The 14,215-nt window shown below is 53.4% G+C and carries 13 protein-coding genes; 9 read left to right on the plus strand and 4 right to left on the minus strand.

Annotation, left to right across the window (positions count from 1 at the left end; translation table 11 throughout):
* The first annotated feature begins 1,356 nt into the window (after positions 1-1,356).
* Complete coding sequence (locus R8G34_16430) at positions 1,357-2,544, plus strand: IS110 family transposase (GenBank protein MDW3224441.1); 1,188 nt, start codon at positions 1,357-1,359, stop codon at positions 2,542-2,544.
* Here R8G34_16430 and R8G34_16435 read toward each other — a convergent pair.
* On the minus strand, positions 2,487-4,526 hold the full coding sequence (locus R8G34_16435; GenBank protein ID MDW3224442.1) for an EAL domain-containing protein: 2,040 nt from the start codon (positions 4,524-4,526) through the stop codon (positions 2,487-2,489). The genes R8G34_16430 and R8G34_16435 overlap by 58 nt on opposite strands.
* Before the next feature lie 188 nt (positions 4,527-4,714).
* Positions 4,715-4,921: a 30S ribosomal protein S21 gene (gene rpsU, locus R8G34_16440; protein MDW3224443.1), complete on the minus strand. Its 207-nt coding sequence runs from the start codon at positions 4,919-4,921 to the stop codon at positions 4,715-4,717.
* 114 nt (positions 4,922-5,035) lie between these two features.
* Between rpsU and R8G34_16445 the strand changes: the two genes are divergently transcribed.
* The 3 genes from R8G34_16445 (at position 5,036) to R8G34_16455 (ending at position 7,886) form a co-directional block, all read left to right on the plus strand.
* Positions 5,036-5,734, plus strand: coding sequence for a COQ9 family protein (locus R8G34_16445; GenBank protein ID MDW3224444.1), 699 nt, complete (start codon positions 5,036-5,038; stop codon positions 5,732-5,734).
* Between the two features lie 126 nt (positions 5,735-5,860).
* Positions 5,861-6,847, plus strand: coding sequence for an NAD(P)H-quinone oxidoreductase (locus tag R8G34_16450; GenBank protein ID MDW3224445.1), 987 nt, complete (start codon positions 5,861-5,863; stop codon positions 6,845-6,847).
* A gap of 64 nt (positions 6,848-6,911) precedes the next feature.
* Complete coding sequence (locus tag R8G34_16455; protein MDW3224446.1) at positions 6,912-7,886, plus strand: quinone oxidoreductase; 975 nt, start codon at positions 6,912-6,914, stop codon at positions 7,884-7,886.
* A 6-nt stretch (positions 7,887-7,892) separates the two neighbouring features.
* On the opposite strand, the gene R8G34_16460 is transcribed toward R8G34_16455, so the two are convergent.
* A complete protein-coding gene (locus R8G34_16460; GenBank protein MDW3224447.1) occupies positions 7,893-8,522 on the minus strand; it encodes a ribonuclease T2 in 630 nt (209 codons plus the stop codon).
* Positions 8,523-8,662: 140 nt separating this feature from the next.
* Here R8G34_16460 and R8G34_16465 point away from each other — a divergent pair, with 140 nt between their 5' ends.
* The 4 genes from R8G34_16465 to R8G34_16480 all read left to right on the plus strand — a co-directional run bounded on the left by R8G34_16465 (position 8,663) and on the right by R8G34_16480 (position 13,157).
* Positions 8,663-9,427 (plus strand): cell cycle transcriptional regulator TrcR, encoded by a 765-nt coding sequence (locus R8G34_16465; protein ID MDW3224448.1) that lies wholly within the window; start codon positions 8,663-8,665, stop codon positions 9,425-9,427.
* Positions 9,428-10,076: 649 nt separating this feature from the next.
* Positions 10,077-10,853, plus strand: coding sequence for an ATP-binding cassette domain-containing protein (locus R8G34_16470; GenBank protein ID MDW3224449.1), 777 nt, complete (start codon positions 10,077-10,079; stop codon positions 10,851-10,853).
* Entirely contained in the window at positions 10,850-11,962 is a 1,113-nt protein-coding gene (locus R8G34_16475) for an ABC transporter permease (GenBank protein MDW3224450.1), read from the plus strand. Before R8G34_16470 ends, R8G34_16475 begins: the two co-directional genes overlap by 4 nt.
* Positions 11,963-12,014: 52 nt before the next feature.
* Positions 12,015-13,157: a substrate-binding domain-containing protein gene (locus tag R8G34_16480; protein ID MDW3224451.1), complete on the plus strand. Its 1,143-nt coding sequence runs from the start codon at positions 12,015-12,017 to the stop codon at positions 13,155-13,157.
* 61 nt (positions 13,158-13,218) lie between these two features.
* Here R8G34_16480 and R8G34_16485 read toward each other — a convergent pair whose 3' ends face one another.
* Positions 13,219-13,569 carry a cupin domain-containing protein gene (locus tag R8G34_16485; GenBank protein ID MDW3224452.1) on the minus strand — a complete coding sequence of 117 codons (351 nt, stop codon included), beginning with the start codon at positions 13,567-13,569 and terminating at the stop codon, positions 13,219-13,221.
* 329 nt (positions 13,570-13,898) lie between these two features.
* Here R8G34_16485 and R8G34_16490 point away from each other — a divergent pair, with 329 nt between their 5' ends.
* A complete protein-coding gene (locus R8G34_16490) occupies positions 13,899-14,060 on the plus strand; it encodes a hypothetical protein (protein MDW3224453.1) in 162 nt (53 codons plus the stop codon).
* The last annotated feature ends 155 nt before the right edge of the window (positions 14,061-14,215 follow it).

Below are 14,215 nucleotides of genomic sequence, written 5' to 3' on the forward strand. Positions count from 1 at the left end.
AACCGTCCGCCGGACGCTACCATAACTGAGACCCAAGGGCCTTACCGAGTTTGGATGTTGCTTAATCAAGTGTTAACCCGGTTTTTCGGTTGTGGGTGCGCCAAGCTTATTCGTGTCATCTGCTAGCTGCTCTCATTCGGTTTTCGAGGGGCGTTTGATTTGTTGATCGCCGCGATGCTTGAAACATTTTCGCGTTGTGAGCACGGTGCGGTATTTGGACGTTGACGCTGCGCACGGCGTAACGTCGGAAACAAGGGCGCCTCTTAGGTGCGCTGCAATTGGATTTCCTGCCGAGCCAACTCTTGTGATCTGTCGACGTTGCCAATCAGATGCGGCATGCTGCGTATGGGAGAGGCATGGTGCAAGCCAGCAAGTTCAACACTCAAAAGTTACTTGGTCTCGACTCAATGGCAGGCGTTAATTGTTACATTGAAAGCGCAGTGTATTTCCGCCTGCTTCCTCATCACGTCATGCACTTAACGTTTCTCTGTGCCGGATGCCTAAGCGCGTGCTTCTGATCATAACTTCTTTGAAATAGTTCCAACAAAAATCCAGATGTCGTGACAGCGCTCCAAAGCCAAATATTCCGTCTGGCCGCCATGTATGTGCGACGACCAAAACGAGCTTCCTTTTTTACATTCTGACGCTGTTCGGTTGGCAACGGACGGGACACGGGTTTCGCCGCGCTCGGTATAGGCTTTGGGTAGAGAAACAAGCACGGGCTTTTCAAGAATATCGACAGGTGTTGGCCGCCCAGCCCAACCATTCCGCCCGTGTAAACGTACGAAATTTGACCTAATTTTTGTGCAAGTCCTGCCCCCGGAATATTTCCAACCTTCGAGTACCGGGAGCCGAAGGAAAATGCCGTAAAAAGGTCGGCTTCTTGGCAGGAACGCGCAGTGGACCTTTTCCATCGGACGGAATCGCGCTTCTTGGCGCTTCGCTCACAGATGAACAAGAGTTGAGGTTTTGGTAGGCGTGATCGAAAAGACTTTACCAGGGTAAAAACTCTTGAAAAGCAGATGGTCAATTAAATCGCGAAATGGAACCCATCGGTTTTTGCGTTCTCATCTTACTTTGATTTGTAAGTGTTGTTATCGGGCATGCTGACTTTGACGCTTCGATTTCGGCCCCTGTTTCCATATGTCATGTTAAACAGGTTCTGCGGGATCGGGGCGTCGGAGTGCGAAGAAGCGGGCAGGCCGACTAGACAATGAGCTGCGAGCTCGTGTTGTTATCTGGCCGCCCCTGCGACCAGCCCGTCTGCGCCGCGAGCGCGTATCCGTAGATGTCGTACGAGCCCGTGCACTCCTTATGGCAACAGCAGAGGAGACGCAGGCAATGCGATCAATTGGAATGGATGTACATCGAAGTTTTGCGCAGGTCGCGATCTACGATGATGGACAAATAACTGAAAGCTTCAGGGTCGACATGGAACACGACGCGGTGGTGGCTTTCGGGCGAAGTCTGAGGTCGGAAGACGAGGTGATCCTAGAAGCGACGGGAAACACCTCGGCAATCGTCAGATTGTTGACGCCTTTCGTCAACCGGGTGGTGATTGCCAATCCACTTCAGGTTAAGGCAATTGCTCATGCGCGCGTGAAGACCGACAAAGTCGATGCGAAGATCCTAGCCCAACTTCACGCCGCAGGATTCCTACCTGAGGTTTGGGCTGCAGATAATGAGACTTTGCATCTGCGACGCCTGGTTTCGGAACGTGATGCAACGGTTCGTTCGATCCGGCGGGTGAAGAGCCGTGTTCAAGCCATCCTTCATGCCAACCTGGTTCCTAAATATGCAGGGCACCTGTTTGGCAAAGGTGGTCGCAAATGGCTGGGAAAAGTCCCACTTCCCAAGTCGGAACGCGACCTATTGGGTCGCCATCTTGATGAGCTGGATTGGTTAAGCCGCAAGCTTGAAGAACTGGAGAAGGATCTGATCGGGATATCGCTCGATGACACGCGCGCTCGTAAACTCATGACGATCGCCGGCATCAGCTCTGTGATTGCAACTGCCGTAATCGCTTCCATCGGAGATATAAGCCGCTTCCAAACACCCGAGAAACTCGCCAGCTATTTTGGGCTGACACCGCGGGTCCGCCAATCTGGTGATCGGGGTGCCATCCATGGGCGGATCTCGAAGCAGGGAAACGCGACGGCTCGAACAATGCTGATTGAAGCTGCATGGGGAGCATCTTCGGTCCCAGGTCCACTGCGGGCTTTCTTCTTGCGGATCAAAGATCGCAAGGGGGCCAATGTCGCGGCTGTGGCGACAGCACGCAAGATCGCAAATCTTATCTGGCATCTTTTGACCAAAGACGCCCCTTATCAATGGGCAAGACCTGCGTTTGTCGCAATGAAGATGCGCAGGCTGGAGTTACGCGCTGGAGCACCGAAAGCTCACGGCAAAGCTGGTCCAGGGCGTGATTACTGGATCAAGGAACTCAGGCACCGCGAGATGGAACTGGTTGCCAATGCCGAGGCCTCCTATGCAAAGATGGTTGAAGCTTGGCGAGAAAAGCCACCAAGACCGCAAGAAAACTGAAAAAGGGGCTGTTCAGTAACATCCGTATCTTTCGCGCCACTCAGGACTTGCAAAGCCTGTTTAGCAGTCATCGGTTTGCCAAAATAGAAACCTTGAAACTGATCGCAAGCCAGCTCACGCAACATCTCGTGGTGGTGTGCCGTTTCCACGCCTTCCAGCGTTACTGTCATGCCCATTTGGTGGCCAAGGATCACGATCGTTTCGATGATCTGGCGATAGCGTTCCCGATCAAAATCCAATCCTTCCAAAAACACTCGATCAATCTTCAGTTTGTCGAAGTTATACTTCCAAAGGTAACCCAAGCTTGAATAGCCCGTCCCGAAATCGTCCATCGCAATTGAAATACCCATTTGTTTCAATCCGATCAGTTGGTCTGAAACGCGCTGTTCATCTCCCATAAGCAGGCCTTCAGTGACTTCGAATTCGAGGCGATGTGCCGGAAACTCAAGCTCACGCAAGATATCGGCCACATTTTTGACCAAGTCACCTTGTTTGAATTGCGCGGGTGATAGGTTTACGGAAACGAATACATGGTCTGGCCAGGTTTTTGCATTTGTAACAGCGTCGCGTAGAATGAATATGCCGATCTGCTGGATCAAACCGCTCTCTTCGGCGATCGGTATGAATTCAGTTGGCGAAATAGGCGTCCCATCTTGTCCGTCCAGTCGCAGCAAGGCTTCAAAACCGACAATTGCGTTTTCTTTTGGGGTCGTGATCGGTTGAAATACAACTTGAAATTGGTCGTTTTTGATGGCGTCTCGCATCCGACGTTCAATCTCTCGCCGACGGATCATAGCGGTATCTAGTTCGGGGAAATACTCAACCATTGTATTTCTGCCAATTGCCTTCGCGTGATAAAGAGCAAGATCCGCTGCGTGTAAAGCATCCTGTCGTGACACTGACCTTTCCGCCAAATAGTATCCAATACTGACGCTTGTCTGCATTGTTCGACCTTTGTATTCAAAGGGTTCACGCGCATCTAAAAGGATTCTCTTCCCAATTTCCTGCATCGTTTGCAGATTTACCCTGCGCAGCGTCATTACAAATTCGTCTCCCCCCATACGCCCAACAAGATCGTCAGGTCTCAGGTTTGACAGAATGACCGAACTGATGAATTGAAGATATGCATCTCCATACTCATGACCATATTCGTCGTTCACAGTTTTGAACTTATCGATGTCGAGAAAGAATACGCCGACCAATTCAAGATTGCCGCGGTCGACAAACATTTTTCTGCTTTCCTGCGTCATTGTATGTCGATTGAGCGCGCCAGTCAGTTGATCGAAACGAGACAGCAGGGCAACTCGTCTGGTCCGGGCGTGCGCCTGCTCCCTCTTCATGACATAGGCAAGCGATGGGATGGCATATAATAACGCGCAGAGCGCCGGCAGGACCCAGCCGAATGCGGTCATCACTCTTGTGTAAACAGCGGCGCTTTCGGATTTGTCTAAGAATAGGCCGATGACACCAATTGTGGTTCCATCGATGCCAACAGCTGGAACATAGGCTTGCACGTATACGCTCTGATCTCCATTGGGGTCTGTTCGGTTGATAATTTCAATGATGGGCGTTTCGGAATTAAGGACTTTATTTGCAAAAGCGCTTTCGGATCGTTCCGAAGGTGACAAAACAACGCCGTAGTCGGTCGAGTAAATCAAGGCGCCGGTCATGTCGAATACTGTGAAGGAATGGACTTCCGAAAACTTTATGGCGGCACGAACTACTTCTTGCTGCCCTTCAGATAAGGCACCTCGTTCGACAATGGCGCTCAGTTCTGTGAATTCCGCGTTGAAATGGGATGCCCAGGCCAAAGCCGCATCCTGTGCCTTGGCCTTGATGGTTGTCTTTACCGTCCATTTCATACTGGTGTGCACGCCAAGGGTAATCAAAGCGGTCAATCCGCATACGATGAGGAGCGGCATCCAGCATTGCTTCAAAAAATAGTTTACTTGCTCGTATGCGTAAGAAATACCTGCGGCCACATCAGATCTCATTTGTTCTTAGTCTGTGAGGCTTTAAGGCTTCATCGTTAAAAACACGTAGAAACCGAAAGGTGATCCGGCAGTTTTTTGCACAGAATTTTAACGGTACGGCTTGTCTTGAGAAAAAAGAAACCCCCGTATGACTGGCATACGGGGGCTAAATCTTTCAGCTTCAATGCGGTAATGACTTACATCATTCCTTCGCGCTGAGCTTTCTTACGTGCCAATTTACGGGCACGACGGATCGCTTCGGCTTTTTCGCGCGCTTTTTTCTCTGATGGCTTCTCGAAATGCTGCTTGAGCTTCATTTCACGGAAGACACCTTCACGCTGTAGCTTTTTCTTCAGAGCGCGGAGCGCCTGATCGACATTGTTGTCGCGAACACTGACCTGCATGTGGTTTTCACCACCTTTCTAAGTTGAGTTGCAAGGAGTTGCAGGAAGTGGGCATATAGCAATCGAACACTATGTTGTCCAGTGTATCGCGTATCGCAGCCCCGGAGAAATGCCATGACAGTATCCTATGAGATTGCAAAGAAACAGCTTTTGGACACAGCATTGGCACATGTACCCTTTGACGGATGGTCTGAGGCGACGTTTCAGGCCGCGATTCGCGACGCCGACATCGCACCAGCCGTCGCACGTTCAATTTGTCCGCGCGGTGCGGTGGATTTGGCAATTGCGTTTCATCACCGTGGCGATGAAGCGATGATGGATCGGATCAAATCAGAAGATATGAACGCCTTGAGATTCAGCGAAAAAGTTGCCGCGTCTGTACGGTTCAGAATCGAGGCAGTTACCGACAAAGAAGCGGTGCGGCGTGGGACGACGCTTTTCGCCTTACCGATGCATGCAGCGGAGGGTGCCAAGCTGATCTGGGGAACGGCAGACCATATTTGGGAGAGCCTTGGAGATACATCAGATGATGTCAATTGGTACACAAAGCGGGCCACGCTCAGCGGCGTTTATTCTGCGACTGTCCTCTATTGGCTTGGGGATGACAGTCCGGAGAGCGCATCCACATGGGAGTTTCTGGACCGGCGGATCGAAGATGTGATGCGGATTGAAAAACTAAAGGCGCGCGTGCGAAAAAACCCTGCGCTAAGCCGTCTTATGACGGGGCCGAATTGGGTGATGAGCCATATCAAAGCGCCTGCAAAAAGGCCCAAGATGGCGTTACCCGGCAGTTGGACCACACCGCGCGATTGAGACTTGAAGCAGAAGAACAGCGGCAATCGTTGATGAAGCGCGCCTTCTCAGTGCGAGGCCCTGTGGCTTTGGTTTGCCATTCTGTTTTGTCCTGTTACGCATAGGCATACAGAAAGGATCACGAAGATGTCTCAGATGATGCGCGCTGTTGAAATCACAGCCCCGGGCGGCCCGGATATGTTGCAAGTGACGGAACGACCAATGCCTGCACCTGCTCATGGGCAGGTGGTGATCAAAGTTGCCTGGGCTGGGGTGAACCGACCTGACGCTTTGCAGCGCGCTGGTTTATACGCGCCGCCGCCAACCGCCAGCGATTTGCCAGGCCTTGAGGCTTCTGGTGAGGTGGTAGCCCTTGGTGAAGGTGTCTCAGAGGTTTGCGTCGGAGATCAGGTATGTGCGTTGTTGCCCGGAGGGGGCTATGCGGAATATGTCGCGACGCCAGCAGCGCATTGCTTGCCGATCCCGGAAGGCATGGGATTGAGGGAAGCGGCTTGCCTGCCGGAAACCCATTTTACGGTTTGGTCAAATGTTTTTACCCGAGGTGGTCTTAAGGCGGGAGAGCGATTTCTAGTGCACGGTGGCTCATCGGGTATCGGAACCACAGCCATCCAATTGGCCAATGCATTTGGCGCGCGGGTTTTCACGACAGCGGGATCGGCGGACAAATGCGATGCCTGCACGGATTTGGGCGCGGAAATCGCAATCAATTACCGGGAGCAGGATTTTGTGGAGGTTGTGCGCGCAGAAGGCGGTGCCGATGTCATCCTCGATATGGTCGGTGGAGACTATATTCCACGCAACCTGAAGACCTTGGCCAATGATGGTCGGTTGGTCCAGATTGCCTTTCTAGGCGGCGCAAAAGTGGAGGTGAATTTCACCACGCTCATGACGCGACGATTGAGCATGACGGGCAGCACATTGCGCCCACAAAGCGACCTGGTGAAGGCGCAAATCGCGACGGAATTGCGCGGCGCGGTCTGGCCTTTGCTGGCTGCGGGAAAGGTCAGACCGGTGATGGATCAGACATTTAATCTGACGGATGCAAGTCAGGCGCACGCCCGCATGGAAAGTTCAGGTCATATTGGCAAGATCGTCCTAAAAGTTGGTGGGTAAAGGTGGCCTGAAGCCCACCCTACGAGGCACTTTCAACATGTCGAACACGCGGGAGTGAGAGCAAATGGCGAAAACAGTGATCATTGAGGAAGTCGGCGGAGCAGATGCGATGAAGCTCGTTGAGCAACAAATCGGCGACCCCGGTCCAGGAGAAGTTCGCATCGCGCACAAGGCCTGTGGGTTGAACTTCATCGATGTGTATCAGCGTACGGGCCTTTATCCGCTGGCATTGCCACATGCGTTGGGCATGGAAGCGGCCGGTGTGATCGAAGCGGTGGGGCCGGGTGTGACCCATCTCAAGCCGGGAGATCGTGCGGCCTATGCGGCGACCCCTCCGGGCGCTTATTCGGAAGCGCGGGTAATGCCTGCGGCTCAGGTGTGTCCGATACCGGACGGCATTTCGTTTGAGCAGGCAGCTGCGATGATGCTGAAGGGCATGACCGTCGAATACCTGTTCCATCGCACGACTCCCATTGCAAGAGGCGATACCGTGCTGTTTCACGCGGCCGCCGGGGGTGTCGGTCTGATCGCTTGCCAATGGGCAAGGTCGGAAGGCATAACCCTGATTGGAACGGCAGGTACAGACGAGAAATGCGCTCTGGCTTTGGAACACGGCGCGACCCATTGCATCAATTACAGAACCGAGGATTGGGCCGCCCGTGTCCGCGATTTGACGGATGGCAAGGGCGTGGATGTGGTCATGGACGCTGTGGGAGCGGATACATTTGAAGGATCGCTCGACAGTTTGAAGCCTTTGGGAATGATGATCTCTTTTGGCAATGCATCTGGGCCTGTCCCACCTTTCAATCTGGCGGTTCTGGCGCAAAAGGGATCTTTGAAAATCACCCGCCCGACGCTTTTTGCGCACATCAGCGAGCGCGCGGCCTGCGAGGACATGGCGGATCACTTGTTTGACAAGGTCCTGTCAGGGGATGTCAAAATCCGGATTGATCAACGATTTGCACTGAGTGATGTGCGTGCCGCGCATGAAGCGCTGGAAGCACGTCAAACCACGGGCAGCACGGTTTTAGAGGTGTAGCGACACTCACCGGACGGGTGTGAAAAGCGCTCCGGTTGCCGTGCAATCCCGCAGCACATCGGATCCACAGCGGCGCGGGTTCAGATCGCGCGTTAGGCAGATGCGCGCTTCCTGAATGTGATTGTCCCGGCAGGTTATTGTAATGCCGTCGGGCGACAAATCGGGGTTGTCGCGCAGGAAGGCTTCCTCCACTACAGAGGCTGGCAGGCGCACCGGATCTTCCAGTTTGCGAAAGACCTCGGGTCGCGTTACGAGATCATAAGCTTCGCGAGACAGGGCGTAGTAATCCTGTGCCTCCAGCCCTGTACAACGCCCGTGCTTTTTCCACTGATGCCACGCCAGGCCCGAGGTGCCCATGATGTCGGTCATGGCGGCGGTCATGGCGCGCGACGGGTTGCGCTCGGTCGTATTGCAATAGGACGGGAAACCCCTTTCAAACTGCGGCCATAGCCCATGCAATATCCATCCGTGATCTTCGCGCGCCTCACATTGCGGGGAGTCGCGCGCGTCCCCTTCAAGCGCGCACCAATTTGGTGACCAACTGAGACTGAGCACGTAGTAGTCAAATTCTCCGGGTCGCTCCCCCTCTGCGGCGAGGGGCAAAACCATCATCATCCAAAACATCACTGCGCGCATTGGCTCTTTCCTTATCTCGCCGTCCCACCTATATAAGCCATAAGTTCCCCCACAATGGAAACCGTCCCAGACCATCGGGACAGCCTTTTCAGGCGACAGAGAAGTTGTGGCCCGCAGATATATGAGACAGGAGACCGACAATGGCAAAACCGATCATGACCAAGGCCACGGCCGTATGGCTGGTGGATAATACAACGATCAGCTTCAAGCAGATTGCCGATTTTGTCGGCATGCACGAGTTGGAAGTGCAAGGCATTGCAGATGGCGATGTGGCACAGGGCGTCAAGGGATTTGACCCGATTGCCAACAACCAACTGACACAGGATGAAATTGATGCCGCGCAAGATAGCGTGATGCACAAACTTCAGTTGAAATTCAACGCCGCCGCTCAAGGAGAGGAAAAACGCCGTGGGCCGCGTTACACGCCGCTTTCCAAACGTCAGGACCGCCCGGCTTCGATTCTATGGTTGGTTAAATTCCACCCGGAATTGAGCGACGGTCAGATCAGCAAGCTGGTTGGCACAACCAAGCCAACCATTCAGGCAATCCGTGAGCGCACGCATTGGAACATTTCGAACATCCAGCCGATTGATCCTGTGGCACTGGGCCTTTGCAAACAGTCCGAACTTGACACCATCGTGCAAAAGGCCGCCGCTAAAAAAGCTGCGGATACGCCCGTGATGAGTGATGACGAACGCCGCAAACTGGTCAGCACGGAGCAGAGCCTTGGTATGGACGCCGAGCCCAAAATTCCTACTGCCATAGAAGGGTTGGAAACATTCACGTTGTCGCGTGACGTCGAAGAAGAAAAAGAATCTGCGGGTGATTTCTCGGACGCAGATAGCTTCTTCAATCTGCCTGAAGGTACGCATGACGATGATGAAGACGAAACCAAGCGCGACTGATCGGCGCGGTGCATGATGAAACCGGCCTTACCATGCGCCGGTTTTTTCTATGTCAACAACCAAGTCTGAAAAGGCAGTCTCGGTTTGGTTAGGGCGTTTGGTGATATGGATCATCGCATGACACGGGATCGTATCGTTCAGGACGTGCCGTGCCTGGGTCATTCATGGGCATGCAGACGTGCAATGTCGATGATGGCGTCAAAGAACATTCTTGAGCCGCAGGGATGTGGAAGTCTGTAATGAGGTTGTGTGTCAAGAGACGTGCAATCCTCTGACTGACACGACAGCATTTACCTGCATGCCCTGAAAAAATGGCGCCAGCCGCTTCCTGCTCCGCGATAGAAGAACTGTTGCTGGGATTTCTAAGATTTGAAAATAACTACATTTTCCAATTTCTTGCCGGGTCCGGGTTGCGACGGGTCGTACGGTTGTGCAGGTCCAATTCCAGAGCGGTGACAATTATCTTGACAGCTCCTTCGAATCCACAAATGCTAGGGATACGTTACCGGTAACTCAAATTATTGGTGACTGCAGGAGGGGAAGTAAATCAAACCGAACGCTCAATTTCACCGCGAAAGCGCGGCTCTTGACGCGCCCGGCGTTGATCGTTTCACCAAATGCATTTTTTTACACTATCGGGGGCATTGTGATGTCTGAGCCTACACCCATCATCAATATGCGCAGCATTACAAAGCGTTTTGGCGGCGTAACAGCGTTGCGCGATGTAGATCTGTCTGCCTATGCAGGCGAAGTCCTCGCGATTGTGGGTGACAACGGCGCGGGAAAATCAACGCTGATCAAGGTCCTGACAGGTGTGTATCAACCAACTGCCGGGCATATCACATTTGATGGTAAACCGTTGGTGATGAGCAGTCACGCTGATGCAATCAGCAACGGCATCGATGCAGTCTATCAAAATCTTGCGATTGCGGATCACCTGACACCGGCGCAAAATCTTTTCCTTGGATCCGAATTGACGAAAAATGTACTCGGCGTTCCAATTCTCGACAATCGCACCATGACGGAGCAGGCTACGGCGGTACTCAAGGACAGATTGGGTGTTCAACTCAAAAGCATGGATGTTCTAACCGAGAGCCTGTCCGGGGGGCAGCGTCAGGCGGTCGCGATTGCTCGCGCCGTGAGGCATGATGATTTGCGCGTTCTTGTAATGGATGAACCGACCGCAGCCCTCGGGCCACAGGAAACCGCACGGACGCTGAAGCTTATTGAGGTGCTCAAGAGCCAAGGTCTCGCCGTGATCGTAATCAGCCACGCGTTGGATGATGTTTTTGAGATCTCGGACCGCATACATGTGATGCGGCGCGGAGAATGTGCGGGCGTCGTGCGCACTGCCGAGACGACAACCGAGGAAGTTCTGGGCTTGATTACTGGCGCCAACCTGACCCAGGGAGGGGCAGCAGCATGAGCGACACAGCCACGCCCACAAGCATCGCCGCACGCATCGAACCCTATATGGGTATCCTTGGTCCGATGGCGATGATCGCGATGATCGCGCTGTTCATGGGCGCGGTTGAACCCGCCCGTTATTTCCGAATGTCCAACATTAATCAGATCCTTTTGGACGCAGCGCTGTATATGCCGATGGCGATGGCGATGACTTTTGTCATCACGCAGAGGGGGATTGATCTGTCGATCGGATCCGTCGCGGCGTTGTCCGCAATCATGATGGCGTTTCTAATCAAACAATATGATTTCCCTGCGTGGGTTGCTGTGATCATTTGCCTGCTGCTCGGCGCTGGAATGGGTCTGATCAACGGCCTCGTGATCACCGTTTTCCGCGTGCCGGATTTGATCGGGACGCTCGCCATGGATCTGGTCTACCGCGGGTTTGCACTGGTTCTGGCCAAGGGATTGGTACTTGCACGCTTTCCTGATCTGATCACCGAAATCGGTCGTGGGCAGGCCTTGCAATTCCTGCCAACACCTGTGGTCATTGGGGTTTTGACGTTAATTGGCGGCTATATCCTGCTCCGCGCAACGCATTTTGGTCGCTATACGATTGCAATTGGCTCAAACCCGGAAGCCTCTGAAATGACGGGCATCAGCGTCGATCGGCACCGGGTCTATGCCTATGTCCTGATGGGCACGATGGCGGCTCTTGGTGGCCTCATGCTGACCGGCAAGCTCAATGCGGTGCAGGCGACATCAGCACCCTATTTCAACCTTCACGTGATTGCTGCTGTCGTGGTCGGAGGCACGTCGTTGTTTGGTGGACGCGCATCGATGATTGGATCACTTGCGGGTGTTTTGTTGTTGTCCATGATGATCAACGCATTGGTGACCTTGCGGATTGAGTTCTTCTGGCAATCGGTCGCCTCTGGCGTGGTGATCATCTTGTCAGTGGCAATTTATACATGGCTGCAAAAGAAAGACCGCGACGGCAGCGGCGGACTGACGGCGGCTCTGGCCAACCCGGACAATCGAAAGGTCGGGTTTCTGGCCATTGGATTGTCGGTTGCGATCCTACTGCTTCTGGCAATTGGTGCGCTGACAGGGGGACCTGTTGAAAGCTGAATAACCAGATAACCGGGGAAAATCCCCTTTCATCACCATGGGAGGTATCATGATGAAAACCTATCTAACCTTTGCGACCTGCGCGGCGGCTCTGCTGGCTGGCAGTATGGCGCTTGCCGACGGGCATTTGCCGCTCAAAACCTTGCCCGATGATGGCGAGCGCGACTATTGGGTGCCAGAACAGGTGAACGCGGATGGCGCATTAGATGCGTTACAGGCTGTTGTTGGCGCCGAAGCCGTCCCGTTCAAAGGCAGTCTTGAGAACCCGATCCAGATCGCGCTGATCTATCCATCAGCAGATACGTCTGACTTTTGGGCACGTAACTATCTGGCTCTGATCAAACGTCTCGATCAGCTTGAAATAGCTTATGAAACAACGGAATTCGCATCCCGTCAGATCGAGCATTCGCTGCAATCAACCTATGCCTCACAGGTAGAACAAGACGCCGATCTTTATGATTTCGTCATTTTTGGTCCATCTGAATTGGCAACACAGGCCGATAACATCGACAAACTGGCGGGGAATGCTGATCTCACCACATTTGTCTGGGCGTTCCACACACCGCTGACCTATTTGGAAAACCAACCTGCGAACTGGTTTGATTTCTCATCCGCTTTTGGCGCGCTGAAGATGTGCGACTACATGTTGGAACGGTTGGGTAATGATGTAACTTATGCGATGAACCGTGGGATTCCGGGGATCACCGACAACCAGCGTTCGGGCGATTTCAAGGATTGCGTAGCCGAAAAAGGCAACTGGAACCCGGTCTATGAGCATTATGGCGAATACCAGCGCGAAGGTGGATTTGAAGGTACAAGCCTGATCCTGCAAGCCTATCCTGAAGCCAAGGTTATCCATAATGCGAACACCGCGATGGCCATGGGTTCTGTGGAGGCACAGATCGCGGTGAGTGCGGAAAAAGATGTTTTCTCAACCGGTTGGGGCGGAACGGGTCTCGAACTTGACGCGATCCGTCGTGGCGAGTTGGATGCGACGCCAATGCGGATGGGCGACGATGTGGGTGCCGCCACGGCAGAGGCGATCAAATACCACCTTGAAGGTCGCGCAGCCGAGCTTCCGTTTGTTTTCCTTGGCCGCATTACCATCGCCCATGATGAAATGAGCGTGGAGGAAATCGACGCGCTTGAAATGGAAGCCTTCCGGTTTTCCGGCGTGGGCGCGTTGGATCGCTGAAATCACAACCCGTCTCCGATCTTCCATCGGGGACGGGACCACAATTTATGTGCCAAACTTGCTAGGTCTCGGCAGATATCCGATCACCCTGCGTGGTCGGAGATGAGATTACCAGAAACCGCGCCGGTTTGGTTTGACTGTCGTTTCTTACCTGGTGCATCTGGCCGGGTTTGATATTCAGCGCGTCTGAGGGCGCCAGTTGATGTATGACATCGTCGAGGTCGATGGTAAGGGACCCCTCCAAAAGAAAGAACAGTTGGTTGGCCTGTTCATGGAGGTGCCGTTCTTCCCGGGTCTGGGGCGGCATGCGTTCTTCGGTGACACTGAGATCATCACCCTCCAGGAGCCGCCATCCTTCACAGATCTGTGCCCACATGTAATGCGGCGCATTTGCACGATTGATCACTGTCATAGCTCTAGCATGCCGTTTCGGATAATGCGACGCAAGCTGCGGGTTTTTACACCGAATAAAGCACGGACTTGGCCGCCTCGGGATGTCTGGCAAATGGCTGAGCAGACCATAGCACAGTCGCTGGAGAGTACGGGTACAACCGATAAATTGCTCTTTTGGTAGTGGTGAAAAATAGCCAGTGATATGGGGTCTGCACGATCCCGAAATTGGTATGAACGCGCTTTCGCATGAGGCTGTGTTTCTCCCGGGCAGGGTGCAGTCGAGCTTGCGGTTATAGGGCGACGGAATCGGTTTTTTGAATGACTTTTGAGGTTTAACTCTCGGTCTCTTTGGAGATCACCACGAACACCTTGGCATTGGGCACACTGCGCGCCACCCATCCTGTATTTGCCGACCATGCAGCGGTTATCGCCGCAAATAGTGTCGTCAAACCAGCATTTTTGACCGACCGGGAGCCTGTTGACCGCCGAAAAAAAGGCGGAATTCGATAAAAACTGCTACCATGGTCAGGGCACGCACGTCTATCTGCGCTTGAGCGCCGAAGACTCCCCGACCGATCAGCCGGTTTGCCAAAAACCAGGGAGTGCAGTATTGGCATTCTCCTGTTTGCCGGATTATGCGTGGCCGTGGGTCTGGTGCTTTGTGG

It is taken from the genome of Paracoccaceae bacterium (assembly GCA_033344815.1).
Classification (GTDB): Bacteria; Pseudomonadota; Alphaproteobacteria; order Rhodobacterales; family Rhodobacteraceae; genus Roseobacter.

Bases quoted from the DNA above. Each gene is read 5' to 3' on its own strand.
- R8G34_16470 (MDW3224449.1), top strand. From the start codon at position 10,077: ATGTCTGAGCCTACACCCATCATCAATATGCGCAGCATTACAAAGCGT.
- R8G34_16480 (MDW3224451.1), top strand. From the start codon at position 12,015: ATGAAAACCTATCTAACCTTTGCGACCTGCGCGGCGGCTCTGCTGGCT.
- R8G34_16460 (MDW3224447.1), bottom strand. From the start codon at position 8,522: ATGCGCGCAGTGATGTTTTGGATGATGATGGTTTTGCCCCTCGCCGCA.
- R8G34_16475 (MDW3224450.1), top strand. From the start codon at position 10,850: ATGAGCGACACAGCCACGCCCACAAGCATCGCCGCACGCATCGAACCC.
- R8G34_16455 (MDW3224446.1), top strand. From the start codon at position 6,912: ATGGCGAAAACAGTGATCATTGAGGAAGTCGGCGGAGCAGATGCGATG.
- rpsU (MDW3224443.1), bottom strand. From the start codon at position 4,921: ATGCAGGTCAGTGTTCGCGACAACAATGTCGATCAGGCGCTCCGCGCT.
- R8G34_16445 (MDW3224444.1), top strand. From the start codon at position 5,036: ATGACAGTATCCTATGAGATTGCAAAGAAACAGCTTTTGGACACAGCA.
- R8G34_16485 (MDW3224452.1), bottom strand. From the start codon at position 13,569: ATGACAGTGATCAATCGTGCAAATGCGCCGCATTACATGTGGGCACAG.
- R8G34_16450 (MDW3224445.1), top strand. From the start codon at position 5,861: ATGTCTCAGATGATGCGCGCTGTTGAAATCACAGCCCCGGGCGGCCCG.
- R8G34_16465 (MDW3224448.1), top strand. From the start codon at position 8,663: ATGGCAAAACCGATCATGACCAAGGCCACGGCCGTATGGCTGGTGGAT.
- R8G34_16430 (MDW3224441.1), top strand. From the start codon at position 1,357: ATGGATGTACATCGAAGTTTTGCGCAGGTCGCGATCTACGATGATGGA.